Raw genomic sequence first — 23525 nt, 5'->3', positions numbered from 1 at the left:
TGCTTCCAGTGCTTGCAACACCGATCGCGTCATGAGGTCATCTGTGCGATGCGTTTGCATGGCTTTTTGAAGGAGAGTGCGAACGTTTTGTGCTCTTTCTTGCATCCAGCGAAACTAACTCACGGCATAACCCGTTAGCGGTCTACGATGGGGAGCCTGGAAACCAAGCACAATATCCGACTTCGGAACGCCGCGATCGAGGAGTGCCTGAGCGAAATCGATCTCGGTGCCATTGTATTGCAACCAGATTTTGCCGTCTTTAATGTCGAAATGGATCACACAGCCGTAAGTGCGGTGATGATTAGACCAACCCACATTGACAACTTGGTAGTGATCGCGCTGAAGATCGAAGATGCATTGGGATTCGACCTCTTGATCGGAACGACGATCGCTGTATTCAGTAAGCAGGTTTTGAATCATGTCTCGATAGGCGGTTAGTTTATCCATGCGTCAATCGTCTCCTGTTGTTCATCATAAATGAGGAGTTTGAGTTGCATTCTTCGTATGACTTTTTGAATAAAAAGTAGGGTAAAAAATTCATTGTAGATAGCGAGCGGAGCGTCTAAATACAAGGTTCGTGTCGGTTCTTTTTCTTCAAGGGCAAGTTGATAGTTGATAAATTGCCCCAGTGCGGTATGAAATTCTGAAATTGAAGATGCACCGAGAAAACTTTTGATTTCAACCGCAATTTTTTGATCATCGCGTTCTGCGGCGATCATCAGTTCTGCTCCCAAATCGATGTACATTTCAACGCCACCCACTTTGAGATAGTAGGGATCATGGGTGATTGTCCAACCGTCTTTTTCGAGCGCGCATTTAACAATAGCGTGAGTAATGTCTTTAGCAGACATGAGATGCCATATCGCAACTATTGCTATTTTCGCTGAAATGGTGCGATCGCGTCATTGCGATCGCCCTCCCTTCCTACACGATCGCCCTCTCCCACACCCCACACCCCATACCCCTCTTCTAACACCCTCAACACCCCCCGCGTCATCACATCATCCGACAGTTCATCCGATCGCTGCTCCTGAATGGCTTTTTGGAGGAGAGCGCGAAAGTTTTGTGTGCCTTCCTGCACCCAGGGATGATTGGCTTCCAGTTTTGTCAAAAAGATCGGGAGTGCTTGCAGATAAAGGCGTTCTGCCTCTCGATAGCGTCTTTGCTGATCGTAAACTCCTGCCAGATTGTGCAAAGACCTTGCAAGATGAGGATGATCGGCAGGAAGTTGTTTCTGCCTTATGGAAATGGCTTTTAGGAAAAATGATTCTGCTTCCGTGTAACGCTCTTGCAATCGGTAGAGCGCTGCCAAATTGTTCAAGCTCGTTGCCACACCGGGATGGTCATCGCCCAATTGACATTGTCGAATTGAGAGCGATCGCAGATAGAGCGGTTCCGCTTCCCTATACCGTCCTTGAGAATAGTACAAGAAAGCCAAATTGTTTAGGCTCGATGTCACATAGAGATGGTCATCGCCCAACTGCCATTGCTGAATTTCCAGCGATCGTACATATAGCGGTTCCGCTTCCCCGTACCGTCCTTGAGAATTGTACAAGATTGCTAAGTCATTCAGGTTCCGTGCCACATCGAGATGGTTGTCGCCCAACTGCCGTTGCTGAATTTCCAGCGATCTCATAAACAGCGGTTCCGCTTCTCCATACCGTCCTTGAGAACTGTACAAGACTGCCAAGTCATTCAGGTTCTGTGCCACGTCAAGATGGTCGTCGCCCAACTGCCGTTGCTGAATTTCCAGCGACCTCATAAACAGCGGTTCGGCTTCCCCATACCGTCCTTGGAAGTAGTACAAGTGAGCTAAATTATTCAGGCTCGTTGCCACATCGGGATGGTCATCGCCCAACTGCCGTTGTCGAATTAAGAGCGATCGCGCAAACAGCGGCTCTGCTTCTGCATAGCGTCCTTTAGCTTGGTAAAGTGTTGCCAAACCATTGAGGCTGGTTGCCACGTCGAGATGATCGTTGCCCAACTGTTGTTCCCGAATCGAGAGCGATCGGACATAGAGCGGTTCTGCTTCTACATAGCGCCCTTGACCGTGATAGAGGCTTGCTGTCCAATGTAGACATGTTGCTAAATCAAGTGCTTGCTCTGGTCTGGCTAACCGTTCCATCGCCGCTTGCAAATGGGAAATCATGATGGTCGATTCCTTGGTCAGCGATCGCTCCGGCTTCTCCTGAACTCTTTCCGCCTCAGCAATCACCCCCTCATAAAACCTCTGCTGCAATGCCGAGTCATCTGCTCGTTGCGATCGCTTCGCCGCAAAAAATTCCCGCAGCAGTTGATGCAGTTGGTACATCCCCTGATCCACGCGCTTCAGCAGATGGGTGCCCAATAGCTGCTCATCGCGGATTTCCTCCAGCTCCTCCGCATCCAGGGTTGGCAAACACTGTTCTACCAGCGTCCAGGGGATTTCTACCAGGGCAAACAGGCTCAACACGGCGGCGACTTGCTGCGCGGACTCGTCCAATGCCTGCCAGCTCAACTCAAATGCAGCGGCTACTCCCAACGATGCGGTCATACCCGGTTCGGCTTGCTTAAAGGCGATCGCGTCCAGGCGTTTGTCTTGCAACCGTTGCCACAAGACGGCGAGGGAAAGATCGGGCTTGCGGGCTAAATACCGTCCCACTAGCTCCACTCCCAACGGCAAATAGCCCAACCACTCACAAAGCTGCCGTTCTAGATCCCCGACTTCTTGAAGAAGTCGGGGATCTGTGGTGTCTCTACCCTGGCTGACGATCGCTCTCAACAATTCCAGCGCTTTTGCCTCCGACAGCACCTCCAGTTGTATATCCTGCACGGGCGAACCAAAGTGCGATCGCGTCGTGAGCAATACCTTAAAGCGCGAGTCTTGCGGTGGCAGAAACGGTGCAATATCGTCGTACTCCTGCACATCATCAAAAATAAGTAATGCGGCTCCTTCGCGCCACCGTCTCCAGCACCACCGCACTTTTTCGATTAATTCCAGGTCGTCTGGGGGAATTAATTCCAGGCACGATCGCACGAAGCTAATAATTTGCGTGCCTACGTCTTCCCGTGCCCGTATCCAGCAGAGTCCACCAGGATAATCACTCTCGCGGCAGTGTTGGCGGGCGTACTGCAACGCGAGTTCGGTCTTGCCAATGCCGCCCATCCCGGAGATTGCCGAAATGGCAACGGTTGAACCCCGCTGCAACTGCTCATGAATCTGCGCGAGTTCCGTCTCTCGCCCGACAAAGTTCGTGCTGCCGTAGGGGAGGTTCTGTAGGATACTCGGCGGATAGATCGGTTTGGTATGAGGTGTAGAGTCTGGATAAATTGGTTTCTGAGTCGGCTTACCGCGCTCTTTCTTGACGGCTTTTTTTGCCTCTTGCCGCACCAGTTCTGTGGCGATGTCCTCCGGCTTGCCCACCAGATCGACATACAAAATCTGCGCCCACAGTCCCTGGGGGGTACAGTCTGCTACCCGAATGGGGATAAGCCGTCGTGCCTTCCCCGTGGCATCTTTTGCAAAGGCGGCTGCCCATTCTGCCTGCACAAACCCCGATCGCAACGAATGGTTCGATAAAACGGCGATCGTCCGTTCTGCTTCGGCGGCTGCCGTTTGCATCTCTAGTACAAAGTTTCCCCCTGCGCCAAAATCCCACGCCTGAATGATGGTGGTATAGCCCTCACTTTCCAGTATCCAGGCAATCCATTCGGCGAAGGCGCGATCGTTTTGGTTGTAGCTGACAAAAAAATCCGTCTTCGCTTTAGCGTCCATAGGGGCAACTCGGAGACAGCGCTGCATTTTTTCTACCTCAGCATTCTAGCTTTCTCCGCAAAGTGTCAGAGTTTCTCCAGAAAGGATGAAGATTCTGGGTAGTAGCGCGTATAGCCTACGGCATTCAAGAAAAGCGAAGCGTTCCGTTCGCGTAGCGTTCCGTTCGCATAGCGTTCCGAAGGAAAGGAAAGGAACCGTTCTGGTTTGAAGTCTGCTGGGTTTGTACCAGTTCTGTGGGAATCCGATCCTTGGGGGGCTGCCCCCCAAACCCCCGAATTTGAGGGACGGCTGCGTCCCCCAAGCCCCCTCCAGAAGGTGTTAAAGCGGGGAGTTTCAAAAGCGCTTCGCATTGCATAAACGGCGAGGGTTCTACCGTTCTGGATTGTTCCGATTTCGACTCGCATCGTTTCGGTTTGGAAGTGAATCATTGCTGTTGCAAGCGCGATCGCTCCTGTTTGAAGTGAGCACGTTCCTATCTGAAATGCGTTCGCGCAGCACTCCAGCGGAATCGTTCCTACTTGAAACACGATCGTTCCGATTTGAAGTGAGAACGTTCCGATTTGAAGTAAGAACGTTCCGGTTTGAAGTAAGAACGTTCCGATTTGAAGTGAGAACGTTCCTGTTTGAAGTGAGAACGTTCCGGTTCAAAGCGAGAACGATCGCGGTTGAGATAAGGAGATTCTCGTTTTGAGTGGCAATGGTCTAAGTTTTTCTTAGAGTATTGCTGTTTGGAGTGCGATTGTTCCTGTTTGAGATGAGAAAAGCTGCTGTCCACCGATCGGACTTGCACCATCGAGCGACAGTGCTGGCAGTCAGGGCGCGATCGCTGCAAATCGGAACACGATCGCTGCTAGAAATAGTCGCTCACGGTGCGACCAAGACATGAGCGATCGTGGCTATAGCTTAAGGACAGAGGGCACGTTCAGGTTCGGTGACGTTTGGATTAGTTGTGAGGTAAGGGCGTATCCAGGTACAGCCACGCGTTAGCATGTCATCAAGGTTCAGGTTCCACAAGACCACGGTGCCGTCCTTTCTGGCAGAGGCAAGGGTTTTACCATCGGGGCTAAAACTGACGCTTCTGACCCAATTTTCGTGCTCGTCGAAGGATTCTAACTGCTGCCCGTCGATGCTCCACAGGCGAACGGTTTTGTCCGTGCTGGCGGTGGCGATCGCCGCACCATCGGGGCTAAACGCTACGCCCATAATGAAACCACCGTGTCCTCGCAGCGTAAAGAGTTGATCACCGCCCCGGTTCCAGAGCTTAACAGTGCCGTCATCGCTGCCCGTCGCCAGGATCTGACTATCGGGGCTAAAGGTCACTGCACCGATGGGTCCACTGTGCCCTGCAAGCGTCCTGATTTCATCGCCGTTGCTGCTCCAAAGTATAGTAGTGGAGTCACTATTGCCAGAGAGCAAGAAGCGACCATCGGGGCTGAAGGCAATGCTAAGGACGGCTCCGCTTTGCCCTTGTAGGGTCTTGAGTAATTGCCCGTCACGGTGCCAGAGTTTGATGGTGCCATCCTGACTGGCAGAGGCAACGGTCTGACCATCGGGGCTAAACGCGACACTCCAAACGGTACCTTGATGTCCTTGCAGAGTTTTGAGGGGTTGTCCAGTGATACTCCAGAGTCTAGCGGTGCCGTCTTCGCTGCCAGAAGCAATGGTTTGACTATCGGGGCTAACGGCAATGCTGAGAATCCGCTTTTGATGCCCAGTTAGCGTCAGGCGCTCTTTACCATGACGGTGCCAGAGCTTGATGGTGTTGTCGCTGCTGCCTGTGACAAGGGTTTGACCATCGGGGCTAAAGCGAACGCTGTTCACCATGTCGCTGTGACCGTTGAGCCTGACGAGGGGCTGTGGCTCGATCGCCCAGAGCTTGATGGTGCGATCGCCGCTGGCAGAGATCAGCGTTTGACCATCGGGGCTAAAATTAACGCTGTTGACCCAGTTGCTATGTCCCTGAAAGGTTTTGATCACTTCACCCTTTAGATTCCAGAGTTTGATGGTGCTGTCTGTGCTCGCAGAAGCCAGGAGTTGACCGTTCGGGCTAAAGCTCACGCTTTTGACTGCGTCGCTATGTCCAGTCAACGTCTGTAGCTCTCGTCCAAACTGTTGGGGTCTTGCCCGATCGATTGACCATAGTTTGATGGTTTGGTCTTCACTAGCAGAGGCAAGTCGCTTACCATCGGGGCTGAAACGTACGCTAATGACTGGCTCAGTGTGTCCTGAGAGCGTTTTGAGGATCTGTCCGTCAAGCGTCCAGAGCCGTACGGTGAAATCGCCATCAGCCGTGGCGATCGTTTGCCCATCGGGGCTGAACTGAACGCTAGAAACCGCAAAAGCGTGTGCTTTGAATGTTCTTACCGCTTTCCCGTTGCTGTCCCATAGCTTGACAGAACCATCTTCGTCGGAAGAGGCAAGCAAATTGCCATTGGGGCTGAAGCTCACACTCATGACGTTTGTTCTGTGCCCTTTGAGGGTGCGTAAGAGCTGCCCTTCACGGCTCCATACTCTGACGGTACGATCGGTGCTGGCAGAGGCGATCGTTTTGCCATCGGGGCTAAAGCTGACGCTGTTGACGCGATCGCTATGCCCAGTCAACGTTTTTAGCTGTCGTCCCTCCCGGTTCCAGAGCTTGATGGTTTGGTCAGCGCTGGCGGAGGCGATCAGTTCTCCAGGCATGGCTCCGCTTACCGTTCCACCGGGGCTAAAACTGGCGCTCATCACATACCCTCGATGCCCCTGGAGCGTGTTCTGTGCCGTAACGCTATACAGAACCTGTCGTAACGCTGTGATGGCGCGTAGCTGGGTGCTTGGTTCTAGAAACCAGCTCATTTGCTGAAGCTGCCGTCCTGTTTGCAACCCTTTGCTCAGCGCTTCTAGCTCCAGCCCCGACGTGAGAAAATTTTTGGCAGCCCACGTTTGAGAGACGATTTCAGCTTTAATTTTTTGCTTGAAGGCAAAGCCTGTCATGCCCAAAGCCGCTACAGAGAAGGCACTGACAACGCCCGTTAAAAACCGCTGACGAAGCACTTCAGCCTTTTGTCGGCTTGTCTCGGCTTTGCGGCTGATGTTGATAAATGCCCCTTGCAGCTCCGTTGGCTCAGGCTTCTTGCCCGCTGTCTGCGCCAGCCACAGCTCTGCATCTTCCAGATCGGTGCCGCGCAAGAGAAAGCTATCGTTATGGCTTTTTCGCTCCCATTCGATCGCCCGTGTTTGTAAGCGCGTGTGAGCGCGAACGTGTGCCAAATCAGTGTTTAGCGCCGTTACCAAAACTTGAAGGGCGCGATCGTAGTGATCACTCTCTCGAAAGAATAGCCAGTTGTGGGTCGCCAGCATCGGATGAATGGTTGCCACATCGAACCCTTCGCACCGCATAATCGGCACCAGTCGTTTCTGGTTGGCGATCGCGTGCTCCAGTTCCTGCCCGCAGACTTTGGACGCGATTGAGTCTGGGCTAAGCACAAAGATAAAATTATTTGCTGCTTCAATCCCTGCCTGGATCGCTACCCACCAGTCTTCTGTTGGCTGGATGTCCTCCCAGTCAACCCAGGGATTGTAGCCAAGCTGCCGCAGCGATGCGTCTAAAGTTTGCACAAAGTCTTTATCTTTACGGGAGTAAGAGATAAAAATCTCGTTATTTTGCCGCTCGATCGCGCCGCTTTGAACCATCTCAACATCCACAATAGCCATGCCGTCTTCTCCAGTGGCAATCTACATCACAGCTCTTATGTTCTTCATTCACAATATGAGAGTTTACGCAACTTAAATGTGACAAAAGAATTCATGCGTCGTGATTCGATCGCCAGTTGCACGTGATGGCAAGAGACGAATGCGGTGATTGAATTAGTGGGATTAAGGTTTGCTCGTCATTGCCATGCACTCAGGAATTGTACAGAAATAACAGCATGGTCTGTAGCCGTCAGCCGTCAGCCGTCAGCCGTCAGCGAAAAGCTATCAGCTTTTCGCTGATCCAAAAGTGTGCAGTTATTTTTTAGCAAGCTCTTAGCAAGCGGTTGGAGTCAGGCATAAAACTGTGATTGCTAGGACGCATGGCGCGTTTGATGCCACTTCCAGGCGTGAGTAAGAATGGTCTGTAGATCGGCATATTGAGGATTCCAGCCCAGGATACTACGGGCACGATCGCCGCTGCCAACCAGCGCAGGTGGATCACCAGGGCGACGATCGTGCTCGATCGCGGTGATTTCGTGTCCTGTCACCTGACGCGCCGTATCAATCACCTCGCGCACCGAAAAGCCATTGCCGTTGCCTAGGTTAAAGGTGGTCGTGTTGCCACCGTTGAGTAGATAGGACAGTCCCAACACGTGAGCCTGTGCCAAATCAGTGACATGGATATAGTCGCGAATGCAAGTGCCATCGGGCGTAGGGTAGTCGGTGCCAAAAATGGCGATCGAGTCACGCAACCCTAGTGCCGTCTGCAAGACCAGCGGAATTAGGTGGGTTTCGGGGTTGTGATCTTCTCCTAAACGACCTTCAGGATCGGCACCCGCTGCATTAAAGTAGCGAAAGCAGACCGATTTAAAGTCGTAGGCTTTGTCAAAATCGGTTAGTACGCGCTCCACCATCAACTTCGTTGCGCCGTAAGGATTGATCGGGTTCTGGGGATGATCTTCAGGAATCGGAATGATCGTGGGCACACCATACGTAGCACAGGTAGACGAGAAGACGAAGTGCTTCACCTTGGCTGCGAGCATTGCTTCTAATAGCGTCAAGGTGCCCACAAAATTATTTTGGTAGTACTTTGCAGGATCAGTCACTGATTCACCTACGTAAGCATACGCGGCAAAATGCATGACAGCGCTGATGTTGTGGGTGGCAAAGAGCTTGTCTAGAAGGGCGCGATCGTTCGTATCCCCTTCCACCAATTCAACCTTTAGTACCGCTTCGGCGATGTCTCGATGCCCGTATACCAGATTATCTAGCACAATGACGCGATAACCTGCCTGCTGAAGTGCCAGGACGGCATGAGAGCCGATGTAGCCTGCACCACCAGTGACAAGAATGGTTGCTTGACTCTGTGACATGCTGAATAGCCTGCTGCTTAATGTTGTTAATTTCTGGACTCAGTCTAATCCAAGTTTTGTGAAGACCCGGTAAATTACATGAGCAGTTGGCAGCATAAACGTGAGGTAGTGATTTAGTTTTCGCGTCACGCCACAGCGACCCATCGTCCACTTTGATGCGACTCATGTGCCCGATCCATCAACCGCTGTGCTTTATAACCGTCCTCTAAGGAAGGTGCGATCGCCCCTCCTGCATCAATCCCTTCTACCCAGCGATCGATAATGCGTACAAATGGCGCAATCCGCCCATCCTGAAACGTTTCAGGAAATTCTAGCCGCTTAGGAATTTCTAATTCTTGCAGTGTCTCGCCCTGATGGCTGCCCCAGAGTTTGAAGCCGTGGACATAATCTTTTTGATTCCCGCTGCCGAGGACGAGCGTGCCGCGATCGCCATACACTTCTAGCCAGTGTCCTCGCCCTTGATACGTCGCCGCACTCAAGCACATTTGGCAGGGCGTACCATCGGCTAACTCCAATAGAATCGTGCAAACATCATCGGCATCGACAGGTTTGAGTTGTCCACTGGCGGGATCGAGACGTACTGGTACAGAGACACTTAGACGGGCGCAAAGCTGTTTGATATCACCAAACAACCAGGCGATATAGTCAAAGGTATGGGAGCCGATCGCACCCAGCGCACCACCACCCAGCGCTTTCTGTGCATACCAGTTCCACGGACGAGACGCATCGGCACGACTGGATACGAGCCAGTCCACTTTAATCAAGCGCGGCTTACCAACGTAGCCTTCTGCCAGTAGCTCTGCCAACCGCAACCAGGCTGGAATGCAGCGAAACTCGAAGTTGAGGTTGGCAACGACCCCCTTGGCGATCGCTAATTGCTGCAACTCTAGCGCTTCTCTGGCTGAAAGCGTCGTTGGTTTTTCGAGCAGTAAATGTTTCCCGGCATTCAACACTATTTTTGCCTGTTCGTAATGCAGAAATGGTGGCGTAGAGATACTTACACCCTGAACGTCAGGCAGGGCAACAATGGCTTCGATCGTGGTACACGCGTGAGGAATCTCGTATTGCTGCGCGATCGACTCTGCTTTGGCGCGATCGCGATGGTAGACCGCTACAGTCTGCGTCCGAGGATGTGCTTGAAAGCCCGGAATGTGGACTTTTTGCCCAAACCCCGTACCGACGATCGCAATACCAAGAGTGGGCTGAGGGGAAGAAGTCATGTGGGAGGAGTTGTTAGTTGTTAGAGGGCTGGAGCGGAGGGAGCAGGGGAGGCAAGGGGAGCGGCGGCGGCGGGGGAAGCGGTTGTAGGAATCAGTCTCCAATCCTCAATTTTCTTTCACTGATCACTGCTCACTGGTTAAATTTTTAGCCTTCTTCCTTTAGCCTTCTTCCTTTTACCTTCTTCCTTTTACCGTCCCTCATCCAATTCTCTACCGAAACCGCTACTATTGCAGGTAGCACGAGAGGATATGCCCATGTCTCCAGAAGTGGTAATTGAGGCTGACGTGTCGCCAGATATTAGCGAGTTGGCGATCGAAGACGATGACCTGGAAGGGGTGATCGACGCTGACCTGTTGCCAGATATTAGCGAGTTGGCGATCGAAGACGATGTACCTGTGGATAATCTCATCTCCGAAAAGCAGCAACGCTTACTGACCGAACCGCTGTACAGTAATCCGTCCGTATTGCCTGAGCGATCGTTTTTACTAGCGGCTAACGTAGGCGTATTTTACGCGGTTCGCCAGCCTCCGCTAGTGCCAGACGTTTTTCTGAGTCTGGATGTGGAAGTGCCACAAGATTGGCGTGAGAAGAAAAATCGCACCTACTTTGTTTGGGAGTTTGGCAAACCACCCGATGTGGTCATCGAAATTGTTTCTAACAAAGAAGGTAACGAGTTGGGTAGTAAGCTCAACAACTATGCGCGGATGGGCGTGGCGTATTACCTTGTGTTTGACCCACTTCAGCGGTTAGGCGATATGCTGCTGCGATCGTTTGAACTACGGGCAGGTCGCTATGAAGCAATGTCTACGTCCTGGTTAGAGGCGATCGGCGTTGGTCTAACGCTGTGGGACGGCACGTTTGAAGGTAAAGCCGATCGCTGGCTGCGCTGGTGTAATGCTGAGGGCGTGGTCATTCCCACTGGAGCCGAAAATGCAGAGCAAGAACGGCAACGGGCAGAGCAAGAACGGCAACGGGCAGAACGTGCCGAGGCAAAAGCCGCACAATTAGCAGAGCAACTGAGGGCAATGGGGATCGATCCCGATGCTTAGGTAGAGATTTTATGGCTCGAACTCCTACACTGTCGTACGATCGCGGCACTCTCATCCTTCACCCACCACCGCGCGGCAAAGAGTGGCTAGACTTCGCTACCTGGGACGATCGCGTTGAGCGCTTTCGCATCCCGGCGATGCAGTATCGCAACCTCGTCACGGCATTGCGAGCAGCAGGAACGGAGTTGGACGATCGCGCCAAAGCCTTTCACGATGCGGAACTCATCCCGAAGCTGGAAATGGAACCCTACCCACACCAGCAAGAAGCTCTAGCGGCGTGGGTAGCTGCTGGTCGAATGGGGTTAGTCGTATTGCCCACTGCCGCTGGCAAAACCTATCTGGCGCAAATGGCGATGCAGGCAACTAAACGTAGCACGCTGATCATGGTGCCAACGCTAGACCTGATGCATCAGTGGTACGCCCACCTTGTTGCGGCGTTTCCCGATGTTGAGATTGGCTTATTGGGAGGCGGTTCTAGAGATCGAACGCCTATTCTCGTCTCCACCTACGATAGTGCGGCGATTAATGCGGAAACCTTGGGCAATCAATATGCGCTGCTGATTTTTGATGAGTGTCACCATTTGCCCAGTGACTTTAATCGGGTCATTGCCGAATATGCGATCGCGCCCTATCGTTTGGGATTAACTGCAACGCCCGATCGCACGGACGGCAGACACGAAGACCTGAACACCCTGATTGGAGCAGAGGTCTACCGCAGAAGCGCTGAGGAACTGTCGGGCACAGCGCTTGCGAGGCACAAAGCGGTACAAATTAAGGTACGGCTGTCGCAAAAAGAGCGCGATCGCTACGATGAGCTGATCCAGCTACGGAACCAGTTTTTGCAAGATGCCAAAATCTTTCTCGGTTCCGTCCAGGGCTGGCAGCGGTTTGTGCAAGCAAGTGCTGGTTCCAAAGCGGGACGACGGGCAATGCTGGCACATCGAGAAGCACGAGCGATCGCTTTTGGTACTGAAGGCAAACTACGCGTCCTCGCCGATTTGCTAGCCACGCACTATCCCGATCGCACGCTCATCTTTACAGACGATAATGCGACGGTCTATCGCATTTCTCAGGAGTTTTTAGTTCCTGCCATTACCCACCAAACAGGCGTGAAGGAACGGCACGACATTCTGACAAGCTTTAAAGCAGGTGACTATCGCACCCTGGTTGCTTCACGGGTGCTGAACGAAGGTGTGGACGTACCCGAAGCGAGTGTGGCGATCGTCCTCTCAGGCACAGGTTCTACCCGCGAACATATTCAGCGGTTAGGGCGAGTGCTACGCAAAGGCAAAACCTCTGACAAGCTTGCTTTACTCTATGAAGTGGTTGCTGAAGACACAAACGAAGAAAACGTTTCTCGTCGCCGTCGAGGAGAACCACCTCGATCACAGACTCAGCAGCTAGAACTGGTGCCGTTTCAACCGCTCTATACCGCAAGCTCTATAAAAGTACCCCGTGCTGCCGAGCCGTCATTAGAGTGGAACCCAGAACCTGTTGAAACGCCTGCAACGCCATTCGATGACGAGTAGGCAAACTCGCTGCGATCGCAGTCAGGCATCGTGAGATTCCACTAGTTTGCTTTTCATACCATGCTTAATGTAACGGCTTCAGATTGGTTCTGTTGCAGTTCTTCTTGGCTAGGCATAGTCACCGCTAGGCTTAGGCGATCGAGGGAAGTCCGCTTTCGCATCAATGAACCAAGATACAGTTTGCTCACCTGCATAGGCAATCCGTCTCTGTAGCCACGCTTCCTAATTGCTACTTACTCAGAAAAATTAGCTTCTAACGAGGCAGGATTTGAAGATTTTTGCAATAATAAGGGCACTTGGCTTCTGTAAGCTTTATGGTTCCATCTCTTGGGCATAGAACTACTGTTCAGGCTTCTAGTAATGCTTCTCAAATGAGCAGCTACTGATTCTAATGTTCACTGGTCGATCGTCTTATGCCAAACCATAACTGTCTCTTTAGAGAGGTCTTGAGCGATACATCCTTCTATAGGGGGATGCATTGAATTAGAAAGCCTCTGTCTAAGAGCGAGTTATTTGATTAAAAAAGTCAGGAAATAGAGAGCTGGCAGGGCTTACAGGCAAATTTAACCATTAGTTTCTGTCTTTGCATTAAGTCCAAGTCATTACTTCATGACTGTATTGCCTTTTTGGTAACAGCTCTAAAACAAGTTGTTACAATAGTCATTCATTTATTTTCTACAAAGTTTAGGTCTTTAGTTTCTATGACTTATGCAACAAGCCGTCTTTCTATTTTTGTGGACGGGAATAATATGTTTTATGCTCAACAAAAAAATGGCTGGTTCTTTGATCCAAAACGAGTGTTAGAGCATTTCACCAATGATACAGACGTAAACTTGATCAACGCCTTTTGGTATACAGGGCTAAAAGACCCCCAGGATCAAAGGGGGTTTAGGGATGCCTTGATCAGTCTGGGCTACACGGTGAGAACGAAAATCCTGAAGGAATACTACGACGACAATTCCGGTCGTTACTCGCAGAAAGCGAACCTGGACATTGAAATCGTGGTGGATATGTTCAATACCGTTGAGCAGTATAACCGAGTCATCCTTTTTAGCGGTGATGGCGATTTTGAGCGGGCGATCGAACTCCTGCGCTCCAAAAATACCCACATCACCGTTGTCTCCACCGAAGGCATGATCGCCCGCGAACTGCGGAACGTGACCGATCGCTACATCGACCTGAACGCGATCCGCAAAGAAATCGAGAAATCAGACTACTAAATTGCTCAATCTCAGCGCCTCTGCGTCTCTGCGGTCTTTGCTTTCCACAACCATAAATCGCCCACGCCCTTCCTCCTACCTCTAGAATAATTAAAGTGTTGCTTGCATAACAGCAGGAATTTTGCTCTATGGAAACCCAATCTCAACCCAATCATGATCGCGTCATTATTTTCGACACCACACTCCGGGATGGCGAACAGGCTCCCGGTGCCGCACTTAACATCGACGAAAAGCTGACGATCGCCCGCCAACTGGCACGATTGGGTGTGGATGTGATTGAGGCAGGGTTTCCCTATTCCAGTCCTGGCGACTTTGAAGCAGTGCAAAAAATTGCCGAGATCGTGGGCGCTGAGGGTGGTCCGATTATCTGCGGCTTGGCACGAACGACCCACAACGACATCAAAGCAGCGGCTGAAGCACTGAAACCAGCGGCGCGATCGAGAATTCATACATTCATTGCCACATCAGACATTCACTTGCAGTACAAGCTGAAAAAATCCCGTGCCGAAGTGCTGGCGATCGCGGGTGAAATGGTCGCCTATGCCAAATCCTTCGTCAACGATGTGGAGTTTTCGCCCGAAGATGCGGGACGCTCTGAGCCAGAATTTCTCTATCAAGTGCTGGAACGGGCGATCGCGGCAGGTGCCACCACCGTCAACATTCCCGATACGGTTGGCTACACCACGCCTGCGGAATTTGGCGCGTTGATTCGGGGCATCAAAGAGAATGTGCCGAATATCGATCGGGCTGTCATCTCTGTTCACGGGCACAATGACCTGGGGCTTGCCGTCGCCAACTTCCTGGAAGCGGTGAAGAACGGTGCCCGACAGCTAGAATGCACCATCAACGGTATCGGCGAACGGGCAGGGAATGCCGCGCTGGAAGAATTGGTGATGGGGCTGCATGTGCGACGACAGTACTTCAATCCCTTTTTGGGTCGTCCGGTGGACTCTGAAGCACCGCTCACCAACATCGATACGCGCCAGATTTACAAAACCTCACGCTTGGTGTCGAACCTGACCGGAATGCTGGTGCAGCCGAACAAGGCGATCGTCGGTGCCAATGCCTTTGCTCACGAATCCGGCATTCACCAGGATGGCGTGCTGAAAAATCGGTTGACCTACGAAATCATGGATGCTCAATCCATTGGTCTCACCGACAACCAGATCGTGCTGGGCAAACTGTCGGGACGTAATGCGTTTCGATCGCGCCTCAAAGAATTGGGCTTTGACCTTGCCGATCAGGAACTCAACAAGGCATTCGTTCGCTTCAAGGAACTGGCAGACAAAAAGAAAGACGTGACCGATTGGGATCTGGAGGCGATCGTCAACGACGAAATTCAGCAGGCTCCCGAACTGTTCCGACTGGAACTGGTGCAGGTGTCCTGTGGCGATCGCGCCCACCCTACCGCCACGATCGCCATCCGCACTCCCGATGGTCAAGAACTCACCGATGCTGCGACGGGTACAGGACCAGTCGATGCCGTCTACAAAGCCATCAACCGCGTGGTGAACGTGCCCAACGAACTGATCGAGTTCTCGGTGCAATCCGTCACCGCTGGCATTGACGCGATCGGCGAAGTTACTATCCGCCTCCGTCAGGGCGATCGCATCTTCTCTGGTCACGCCGCCAACACGGATATCATCGTCGCATCCGCGCAGGCATACGTAAACGCGCTGAACCGCCTCTATGCTTCGATGCAGCGGCAGGATGGGGCAGGGAAGGTGGCGATTGAAAGGAAAGGGGAAGGAGTAGTGGCGATCGAAAGCTAGAACCGGACAAGAGATTTACCGCAGAGGCGCAAAGTTAAATGCTCTACATTCTCTGCGGTGAGAATTGATTGTTATGCAGTTTCGGTTAGCAGTAGTGATTCTTTTGCGCCTTATTGATGAATATTCAATCTCTAAAAGCAGTAGACGTTGATGAGTTCACTGACCCAAATGCAGGCTGTTATAGAAACGCCTTATTACAAAGGTAAATTTGTTTGCCCTTGGGAAGTTTCAGAATTTGAACCCTTTTCCATGATCCGCTTGTGTGGAGAGATGACATATCCAGAAATCGGGTTGGTCTTTGCACAATTAGCTGTATACAATCAAATAGAACTTTTAGGTAATCAACAAACCGTCATAGAGCAAATCCTAGAAACGGAGAGTTTGGCTTTACCAGGCGGAATACAGATTTTATCTGAAAGGCAAGGCACCATTTCTCCAAGTTGTTGCTGTGGTCTTGAGACATGGCGAGAGTGGCTAGATTTTTTGCAGACAGGCGAAACACCCTGGTTAGGGCATGACCCAAGCCCGTGGGTTGAGATGCAAGGCGATGTCATTCATATTTGGTCAGATGGAGGCATTGAGTCTGTTAGCAAAGCCTTTTGTATCAGCGTATCGCGCTCTCATTTTGAGAAGGCAATAACACTCGTGGAACGAGATCTTCAGGCATTTCTGTTCTGCATTGAAAGTTGGGCGCAAGAGGTTGGAATTGCAGAGTCAAACGAGTTATTTCAAAAGTTTGATGAGTGTTTTAGTATTAGAAGATACGTAAAAAATTAGTGATTTCCGGGGGCAGTTGTGTTTTCAATAGAGTACTGTCTGCCCAGCCTTTCACAAGCTGAATGTTAGAATAAGCGGTGTGTAGGATGAGTGACTTGAATGCCGACTGATGCTCAATTGAAGGGATTGTACCGTCTTAGTTATTGGCTAACCTACGTCATGCTTCAACCTATACATCTTGTCTGTATTGACGATCGAACCAGCAACCTATATGTTTTGGCTGGAAACATGGAAACGCTTGAATTTCAGATTGTGCCCAATGGGGAGGTATTCTGATGAGCCAGGTCAATTACGCTGCAATGTCTGACAAGGAATTGAGACAATACTTTCTCAGACATCGTGAAGACAAGGCAGCGCTTCGGGCGTATCTGGATCGATTGGGCGATCGTCCACGCAACATTATTACAACCGTAGACGATCCTGATTTTGATGCCAAAATTCAAGCTGCTATTCTGCGACAAATGCAAGCAGCGGAAAACAATAGCGATGGGGCAATTTAGATGAAAAGCCGTGGCTTTACAGTGATTCTTCACAAAGAAGAGGATATGTATATCGCTGAGTGTCCAGAGGTTGGTACGGTTGATCAAGGGGACACGATCGAGCAGGCGATCGCGGGAGTCACAGAGGCAACGCGGCTTTACTTGGAGGAATTTTCTCTTCCTGAAACCTCTCCCCGCTTTGTGACAAGCATTGAAGTCAGCTATGCCTAGACTGCCGCGAATCTCAAGCAGAGAAGCAATTCGGGCACTGGAGCGTTTGGGATTTGAGCAAAGCCGCCAAGTGGAGGCATCTATCGTCGCCTTCACTCCTTACAAGAAATCGGGAAACTGCTTGCATAGAGCAACTCTGTCCAAAGGCAACAAGTGGCAAGGTGCAACCAGATTGAGCATGGCTCAATCTGGTTGCACTCCAACTTAAAGGAGCGTTTCGAGCTAAGCGTTACCTAGCTTCACGAGAGGGGAAGACTGAAGCTGTACTGAATTGAATATCTGGTTCAAATCAACAGCCAACTAGGAGAACGTATGGCACCCTCACGGGATAGATAGCTCGACCAAATCAAGAAAGAATGTAGCTCAATGGTTACTAAAAGAGCCTTGATTGCCGGAGGCGTTGCAATCATTCCAGTTCCTGGTGTTGATATTGCTGCTGATGTTGGATGCTTAATAGAGTTGCTTCCCAAGATTAGTGGTCGGTTTGGCTTACTGCCTGAGCAAATTGAATATCTAGATACTCAAACAAAGACACTGGTTTATAGCCTAGCGATGCAATGGGTAATCAGATGCTTGGAAAGGTTTTGACCAAACAATTAATTATGCAAGTACTTAAAAAAGTTGGGGTACGTCTAGCCGCAAAGCAAGTTGCTAAATATATTCCAATTGCTGGACAGGCTGTGTCTGCAACTCTAAGTTTCGCTGCAATGAAGTATGTTTGTAATTCCCACATAGACGACTATTATAAAATAGCTCAACGAGTAATCACACAAATAGAGCATTAGTACCATCATTAATTGCCGATCGCCATTCATCACAATCACCCTTTCCGTGAAGCTCTGGTTTTTGTGGCTTTCGGCTTTGCTTCAGCAGCGGGCTTTGGTTCCGTAATAAGCTTTGGTTCGCCCGATCGCATCTCCCGCAAATTCGCGGCTTGTTTCAAAAGCGAGTCAGCGAAGGCATAGGCAACGTCATCGATCGCGCCGCTGGCTTCAGAGGTTGACTGACCGCCTGCAAGCTGTGCCAGTTCTTCCCGTCGTTGTTGACTGTCGAGGGTTGTGACACGAACGACGGTACGGACGGCATTGGGGGAGTGGGGAGTGGGAAGAGTGTTTGAAGGTTTGAGGTTTGAGGTTTGAGCCTCCGTATCTTCCCCTGCTCCCTCTGCTCCCCCATCCCCCTCATCCCCCATCCCCCCACCTCCATTCCCCGCCTCAATCACCTGCTTGCTCACGCGCAAGTGCTGATCTGCCATCGCAGCCACGATCGGCTGGTGGGTGACACAGAGCACTTGATGATGTTGGCTAAGCTGATGGAGTTTTTCGGCGATCGCCTGTGTGACTCGTCCCGAAACGCCCACGTCGATCTCGTCAAACACCAGAGTACCAACGGGATCGATCTGGGAAAAGCTGGCTTGTAAGGCGAGTAGAAAACGGCTCATTTCGCCACCGGAGGCAATTTCGGTCAGCGGTTGCAGCGGTTCACCCGGATTGGGGCTAAAAAGAAAGGTGACGCGATCGGCTCCCAGCGCAGATGGAGAAGCTGGCGAAATACCGACCTGAAATTTCACCTTTTCCATTGCCAGTGGTTTGAGTTCGTTCACCAGTCGCTCTTCCAAATCCTTGGCTGTTGCTTGTCGGAGTTGAGTGAGTGCAGCACAGGCTTCGGTCAACGCAAGCTGCCGTTCCTGATAGGTACGTTCCAAATCTTCTAGAGATTGACCGCCGCCTGTGAGTTCGTCCATGTCAGCCTGGAGGCGCTGGTAAAGAGCGATCGCGTCTCCCAACGTGGGACCATACTTGCGGCAAAGTTGCTTCAGTTCAACGATGCGTTCCTGCACTTCCTGAAGGCGCTGCGGGTCAGATTCCAGCGTTTCGCCATAGACGTTGATTTCGCGTCCGGCTTGCTCTACTTGCGCCAGAGCAGTGCTGACGAGTTCAAGAATCGGCTGAAGCTGCGTGTCATATTCAGCCATCGCCGTCAGTGTCGTTTCGGCTTTGCCCAACAGGTCGGCGCACGCTTCAGTACCGTCATCATTCTGATAGAGAGCCTGATACACCTGATAGCTCTGGTGCTGAAGCTCAACGCTGTGCCCGAGGCGCTTGCGTTCTTGCTCCAACTGATCCAATTCATCAGGTTCAGTGAGATTGGCAGCGCTCAATTCTTTAAGCTGATACTCAAACAGGTCAAGCTGCTGGAGGCGTTCTTGTTCCGATTTGCGGCGCTTTTCTAATGCCTGTAGCGCTTGTTGATAGGCAGAGAAAGCTGTAGCAACGAGCGATCGCTGCTGTAACAACGTCTCACCACCGTAACTATCGAGCCATTCGCGCTGGAGAGGCGGTTGCCCAATCTGCACGGTTTGTCCCTGCGCTGTGAGTTCTACCAGCCGATCGCGCAGTTGCTCCATTTGCTGCTTGTTGACCAACGTACCATTGATGCGCGATCGGCTTCGCTGGCTGCTTTGACTGGCGATAATCTCGCGGCTACAGATCAGTTGAGCGTCGTCAGACGGTTGAATTTCGTGCTGTTCCAGCAAGGATACGAGGTCAGGCTCTAGCCGAAAGACTGCCTCTACAACAGCGCGATCGGCTCCTGTACGAACCGCACGACTGGTCACTTTGCCCCCTAAAACGGCATCGATCGCGTCGAGGATAATCGACTTACCTGCGCCCGTTTCGCCTGTCAGCACAGTCAGTCCTGTACTTAAATCTAGCTCTAAGTAGTCTACCAGGGCGAAATTTTCGATTCGCAGGGAAAGCAGCATGGGCAGGGGGAGAGGAGTGAGGAGTGAGGAGTAAGAAAGTTTTGAGTTTTGGGTTAATTTAGCCTTTAGCCCTTGCCCTAACGAAAGGGGACGATCGGACGTGCGTTTGAACTAAAATTTGGGGATGCAGTTGCAGTGTACTACCAGTGCGTCAATGTACTACTAATGTTCAGGACTTCTTGAGATCTTTTCCCATACCCTACACCCTCTACCCTACACCCCATTCCCTACGCCCTACTCCCTCTTTAAATGGTAGCGATCTCTGAAGCAATGGCGACGGCTTTGCAAGCATATCGGTTGGGGAATCTAGTACAAGCAGAATGGCTATGCAGTCAGGTGCTGGAACAACAGCCTCATATGATCGCAGCGCTACATTTGCTGGGCGCGATCGCGGCTCAAACAGGCAGGCTTGAATCAGCCGTCAAGCACTACCAGACGGTCATTACCCTTGACCCGAATCATTTTGAAGCGCACGGCAACCTGGCTGTAGTCTTGCAGGATCAGGGAGAGTGGAATACCGCAGCGGCACATTTTCAGCGATCGCTCAGGCTCAATCCATCTCATGCTCCTACGCATTTTAACGCGGGCAATCTGGCGCTGAAGCAAAACCAACTTGAGCAGGCGATCGCGCACTATCAGCAGGCAATTGTACTAAAACCCAATTATGCCAAAGCGTACAACAATCTGGGTCACGCTTTACGACAGCAAGGAAACCTGGAGGCGGCGATCGCGCAGTATCGGCAGGCGATCGCGCTGATACCGGACGATGCACAGGCGCATAACAATTTGGGTAATGCACTGCAAGCACAGGGACAGTTTGAAGCGGTGATCGCGCACTATCAAACCGCTTTAGCACTTCAACCAGGTAATGCTGAGGTGCAGTTTAACTTGGGCAATGCGTTCAGGTTGATGGAGCAGAGTGAGCAAGCGATCAACCATTATCAACAGGCACTGACGCTTAAACCGGATTGGGCAGCAGTACACAACAATCTGGCGCTTTGTTTGCAGGAGCAGCAGCAGTTTGAGGCAGCGATCGCTCATTTTCGGCAAGCGCTTGCCCTGGAGCCAGAGAATGCCGACGCGCACAACAATCTAGGGGTGGCGTTCTACGAAATGAACCAGTTGGAGGACGCGATCGAGCAGTGTCAACAGGCGATCGACCTGAGACCACAATTTGCCGAGGCACACTTAAACCTGAGCATGGCGCTACTTGCAGCAGGTGACTATCAGAGGGGCTTGAGCGAATATGAGTGGCGCTGGGACGCTCAGGATCTGCAACGCCCATCATTGCCAGGAGCCGTTTGGGATGGCTCTGCTTTAGAGGGGCGAACCCTATTGCTCTACACCGAGCAAGGGCTTGGCGATGCTATTCAGTACATACGCTACGTGCCTTTTCTAGCAGAGCAGAGTCGCGTGATGGTCGAGTGCCCTGACAACCTGATCCGTCTCTTTGCCACCATGCCCGCGATCGCTCAACTGATTCCGCAAGGTTCACCCCTGCCTGAGTTTGATGTTCACCTGCCGCTGATGAGCTTGCCCTACGTTCTGAACGAATCGCTAGCGACGATCCCTAACCGGGTGCCCTATCTATCTGTACCGGAGGCTGATCGATCGCAGCGTGTCGATCAACAGTTGCCCGTTGAAGCAAGCCTCGATCGCCCGCTCAGCGATCGCCCGTTCAAAATCGGCATTGTCTGGGCGAGTGTGGCGCTCAACCATCCCAGACAGCGTAAGTCTTACCGCAACCGCACCGCCTCTTTAGCCGTCTTTATGCAGGCGTTATGCCCTCTCAATGTGGAGTTGTACAGCCTTCAGGTTGGCGCTCATGCAGCAGAGATTGCTGAGTATGGGTTTCAGCATCGTTTGCATGATTTAAGTCCGCAGCTTCAGGACTTTGCGGCTACGGCAGGGGCGATCGCGCAGCTAGACCTTGTTATCTCAGTCGATACCGCTGTCGCTCATCTAGCAGGAGCATTAGCAAAGCCTGTGTGGGTTGTTTTACCGTTTGCAGGCGATTGGCGCTGGCTGCTGCACCGTGAGGATAGCCCCTGGTATCCCACCATGCGGCTGTTTCGGCAGCATACTCCTGGCGATTGGGACGGGGTAATGGCAACCGTTGCACAGGCACTCGCACTTGATCAATCCCGCATCGACAAATCTGGGGCTTAACTGATGGATCATGACTTCTTCGAGTGGACGCTGAGTTGCCTGGACAGTGTTAACCAGGCGTTGATACAGTCGTTCTGGAAGTTGCAGGGTGATCGGTGCAGGTACAAAGCTAACCCCTTTAAATTACTTGCATTCTATCGAATCACGGCGATCGCCGTACTCACTGGAACACATTTACGAGAAGTTTGGGGTGTAAACTCGCGTGGCTGCGTTCATGGTCGCCTTACAGCATTTAGGCATTGTCAGTCCTTGTCGACGTAAAAGAGTACAGCCTATAGCCCCTACTGTTTGAGCAGCATAGCTTAGCCTTTGGGTGGATGCCACCCACCGGATACCCACCGTTTTCGGGCGACTCGGATCGTTGCCCGATTCATCTGTAAGGCTACAACCGTAGCTCTTCCAATTGTAGTTAGCCCTTCCATTCGTATGCCATCCTCACTCCAGACAAAGTGATCTGTCCACTTCTGACGACGAGGGTTGAACAGAAGCACAACAGCTTCAGTGAGAGGATCGGCAAATTCGGTCAGGTCAGATTTGAATTCGTTGCAGGCTCGACACGCCAAACAAACGTTGTCAAAGGTTGTTTCTCCACCTTTTGAGCGCGGAAGAATGTGATCAAATGACAAATCAATGCCACTGTTGACGGCTTGAGTCAAACAGTAACAACATTGATTGCGATCGCTGACCCCAATCTGATTGCGTAACTCAACTGGAATGTAGCTGGACACAAAACTTTAAGGATTAGGAACCATGTGACCGCGCCAGCGCAACAGTACGGCAGCATGAGCTTTACGCAGCATAAAGGCATCGGCGGACTGTCGGAGTTGGCTTAACTCAAACTTCTCGGAATCGCTCAAGATACCATCCTGATTGAGATCTAGTAGCGCATCGTAGCGAACCATTTCAGTTGAAGGTTGATGACTGCGGGCGATCGTCCACAACGCAGCATCATCCAGGCGATCGAGAGCAGCTAAAGCAGCCTGGAATTCTTCTGGAACATCGTCCCAATCAGGAGGGCTACCCACTTCTAAGGCATGGATCATGACTTCTTCGAGTGGACGCTGAGTTGCCTGGGCAGTGTTAACCAGGCGTTGATACAGTCGTTCTGGAAGTTGCAGGGTGATCGGTGCAGGCACAAAGCTAACCCCTTTAAATTACTTGCATTCTATCGAATCACGTCGATCGCCGTACTCAATTGTTAAGCAGCACCATTTTCTCAGTGGCGCGACTGTTTGAGTGCCTGCGATCGCTTTTGAAGGGTAAGCAGCTTGCTAGAATAAGGGGCAATCGCAGCCCTAGCAGCCACCATGAACTACCAAGACATCATTACCCTTGAACCTGGCAAACGCAGTGGAAAACCCTGCATCCGAGGAATGCGGATCACCGTATATGATGTCCTTTCCTATCTCGCCTCTGGCATGACGATCGAGGAAGTCCTTGCTGACTTCTCCTACCTCACCCGCGAGGATATCCCAGCTTCTACCAATGGCGCTGCCCCTGCAACCGTTGCCTGAT

22 protein-coding genes and 1 pseudogene are annotated in these 23525 nt (G+C 51.5%); 13 read left to right on the top strand and 10 right to left on the bottom strand.

All coding sequences use genetic code 11. From position 1 onward, the window contains the following. Positions 1–114: 114 nt before the first annotated feature. The 4 genes from AC5JO6_RS28770 to AC5JO6_RS28755 all read right to left on the bottom strand — a co-directional run bounded on the left by AC5JO6_RS28770 (position 115) and on the right by AC5JO6_RS28755 (position 4281). The gene (locus AC5JO6_RS28770; RefSeq protein ID WP_496084480.1) at positions 115–447 is read right to left on the bottom strand and encodes a XisI protein; all 333 of its coding nucleotides are present in this window, start codon (positions 445–447) and stop codon (positions 115–117) included. Then, on the bottom strand, positions 435–851 hold the full coding sequence (locus AC5JO6_RS28765) for a XisH family protein (RefSeq protein ID WP_496084479.1): 417 nt from the start codon (positions 849–851) through the stop codon (positions 435–437). The genes AC5JO6_RS28770 and AC5JO6_RS28765 overlap by 13 nt, the downstream gene beginning before the upstream one ends. Positions 852–874: 23 nt before the next feature. Then, positions 875–3754: a tetratricopeptide repeat protein gene (locus AC5JO6_RS28760; RefSeq protein ID WP_496084478.1), complete on the bottom strand. Its 2880-nt coding sequence runs from the start codon at positions 3752–3754 to the stop codon at positions 875–877. 65 nt (positions 3755–3819) lie between these two features. After that, complete coding sequence (locus AC5JO6_RS28755) at positions 3820–4281, bottom strand: hypothetical protein (protein ID WP_496084477.1); 462 nt, start codon at positions 4279–4281, stop codon at positions 3820–3822. 227 nt (positions 4282–4508) lie between these two features. Between AC5JO6_RS28755 and AC5JO6_RS28750 the strand changes: the two genes are divergently transcribed. Then, on the top strand, positions 4509–4640 hold the full coding sequence (locus tag AC5JO6_RS28750) for a hypothetical protein (protein ID WP_496084476.1): 132 nt from the start codon (positions 4509–4511) through the stop codon (positions 4638–4640). 17 nt (positions 4641–4657) lie between these two features. Here AC5JO6_RS28750 and AC5JO6_RS28745 read toward each other — a convergent pair whose 3' ends face one another. The 3 genes from AC5JO6_RS28745 to AC5JO6_RS28735 form a co-directional block, all read right to left on the bottom strand. Further along, positions 4658–7447, bottom strand: a complete 2790-nt coding sequence (locus tag AC5JO6_RS28745; protein ID WP_496084475.1) for a toll/interleukin-1 receptor domain-containing protein — start codon at positions 7445–7447, stop codon at positions 4658–4660. Between the two features lie 350 nt (positions 7448–7797). After that, entirely contained in the window at positions 7798–8799 is a 1002-nt protein-coding gene (gene galE, locus AC5JO6_RS28740; RefSeq protein ID WP_496084474.1) for a UDP-glucose 4-epimerase GalE, read from the bottom strand. Between the two features lie 125 nt (positions 8800–8924). Next, positions 8925–10019, bottom strand: a complete 1095-nt coding sequence (locus tag AC5JO6_RS28735) for a Gfo/Idh/MocA family protein (protein WP_496084473.1) — start codon at positions 10017–10019, stop codon at positions 8925–8927. A 255-nt stretch (positions 10020–10274) separates the two neighbouring features. Between AC5JO6_RS28735 and AC5JO6_RS28730 the strand changes: the two genes are divergently transcribed. The 10 genes and pseudogenes from AC5JO6_RS28730 (at position 10275) to AC5JO6_RS28685 (ending at position 17665) form a co-directional block, all read left to right on the top strand. Beyond that, positions 10275–11069 carry a Uma2 family endonuclease gene (locus tag AC5JO6_RS28730; RefSeq protein WP_496084472.1) on the top strand — a complete coding sequence of 265 codons (795 nt, stop codon included), beginning with the start codon at positions 10275–10277 and terminating at the stop codon, positions 11067–11069. An 11-nt stretch (positions 11070–11080) separates the two neighbouring features. Then, positions 11081–12598 (top strand): DEAD/DEAH box helicase, encoded by a 1518-nt coding sequence (locus AC5JO6_RS28725; RefSeq protein ID WP_496084471.1) that lies wholly within the window; start codon positions 11081–11083, stop codon positions 12596–12598. 701 nt (positions 12599–13299) lie between these two features. After that, the gene (gene labA, locus AC5JO6_RS28720) at positions 13300–13818 is read left to right on the top strand and encodes a low amplitude/bright protein LabA (protein ID WP_496084470.1); all 519 of its coding nucleotides are present in this window, start codon (positions 13300–13302) and stop codon (positions 13816–13818) included. Between the two features lie 128 nt (positions 13819–13946). Further along, positions 13947–15590 (top strand): 2-isopropylmalate synthase, encoded by a 1644-nt coding sequence (locus AC5JO6_RS28715; RefSeq protein WP_496084469.1) that lies wholly within the window; start codon positions 13947–13949, stop codon positions 15588–15590. A gap of 150 nt (positions 15591–15740) precedes the next feature. Continuing rightward, complete coding sequence (locus AC5JO6_RS28710) at positions 15741–16367, top strand: hypothetical protein (RefSeq protein ID WP_496084468.1); 627 nt, start codon at positions 15741–15743, stop codon at positions 16365–16367. A gap of 99 nt (positions 16368–16466) precedes the next feature. Continuing rightward, positions 16467–16643, top strand: coding sequence for a DUF6888 family protein (locus AC5JO6_RS28705; protein ID WP_496084467.1), 177 nt, complete (start codon positions 16467–16469; stop codon positions 16641–16643). After that, the gene (locus tag AC5JO6_RS28700) at positions 16643–16867 is read left to right on the top strand and encodes a DUF6887 family protein (RefSeq protein ID WP_496084466.1); all 225 of its coding nucleotides are present in this window, start codon (positions 16643–16645) and stop codon (positions 16865–16867) included. Before AC5JO6_RS28705 ends, AC5JO6_RS28700 begins: the two co-directional genes overlap by 1 nt. Next, positions 16868–17077: a type II toxin-antitoxin system HicB family antitoxin gene (locus AC5JO6_RS28695; RefSeq protein ID WP_496084465.1), complete on the top strand. Its 210-nt coding sequence runs from the start codon at positions 16868–16870 to the stop codon at positions 17075–17077. Next, positions 17070–17165: pseudogene (locus AC5JO6_RS28690) on the top strand (type II toxin-antitoxin system HicA family toxin); the annotation flags it as partial. The gene AC5JO6_RS28695 and the pseudogene AC5JO6_RS28690, both read left to right, overlap by 8 nt. A 278-nt stretch (positions 17166–17443) precedes the next feature. Next, positions 17444–17665, top strand: coding sequence for a hypothetical protein (locus tag AC5JO6_RS28685; RefSeq protein ID WP_496084464.1), 222 nt, complete (start codon positions 17444–17446; stop codon positions 17663–17665). A gap of 232 nt (positions 17666–17897) precedes the next feature. Here the strand turns inward: AC5JO6_RS28685 and recN are convergent, their stop codons facing one another. Next, positions 17898–19841 carry a DNA repair protein RecN gene (gene recN / locus AC5JO6_RS28680; RefSeq protein ID WP_496084463.1) on the bottom strand — a complete coding sequence of 648 codons (1944 nt, stop codon included), beginning with the start codon at positions 19839–19841 and terminating at the stop codon, positions 17898–17900. 249 nt (positions 19842–20090) lie between these two features. On the opposite strand from recN, the gene AC5JO6_RS28675 reads away from it, so the two are divergent. Further along, entirely contained in the window at positions 20091–22010 is a 1920-nt protein-coding gene (locus AC5JO6_RS28675) for a tetratricopeptide repeat protein (protein WP_496084462.1), read from the top strand. 302 nt (positions 22011–22312) lie between these two features. Here the strand turns inward: AC5JO6_RS28675 and AC5JO6_RS28670 are convergent, their stop codons facing one another. Together AC5JO6_RS28670 and AC5JO6_RS28665 are read right to left on the bottom strand one after the other, a co-directional pair. After that, positions 22313–22738, bottom strand: coding sequence for an HNH endonuclease (locus AC5JO6_RS28670; RefSeq protein WP_496084461.1), 426 nt, complete (start codon positions 22736–22738; stop codon positions 22313–22315). Positions 22739–22744: 6 nt separating this feature from the next. Then, complete coding sequence (locus tag AC5JO6_RS28665; RefSeq protein ID WP_496084460.1) at positions 22745–23146, bottom strand: hypothetical protein; 402 nt, start codon at positions 23144–23146, stop codon at positions 22745–22747. Positions 23147–23317: 171 nt separating this feature from the next. On the opposite strand from AC5JO6_RS28665, the gene AC5JO6_RS28660 reads away from it, so the two are divergent. Then, the gene (locus AC5JO6_RS28660) at positions 23318–23524 is read left to right on the top strand and encodes a DUF433 domain-containing protein (RefSeq protein WP_496084459.1); all 207 of its coding nucleotides are present in this window, start codon (positions 23318–23320) and stop codon (positions 23522–23524) included. The last annotated feature ends 1 nt before the right edge of the window (position 23525 follow it).

Source organism: Tildeniella sp., assembly GCF_059505325.1.
Note: the sequence above shows the minus strand (reverse complement) of the source record. Positions and strands in the feature narration are given on the sequence as shown.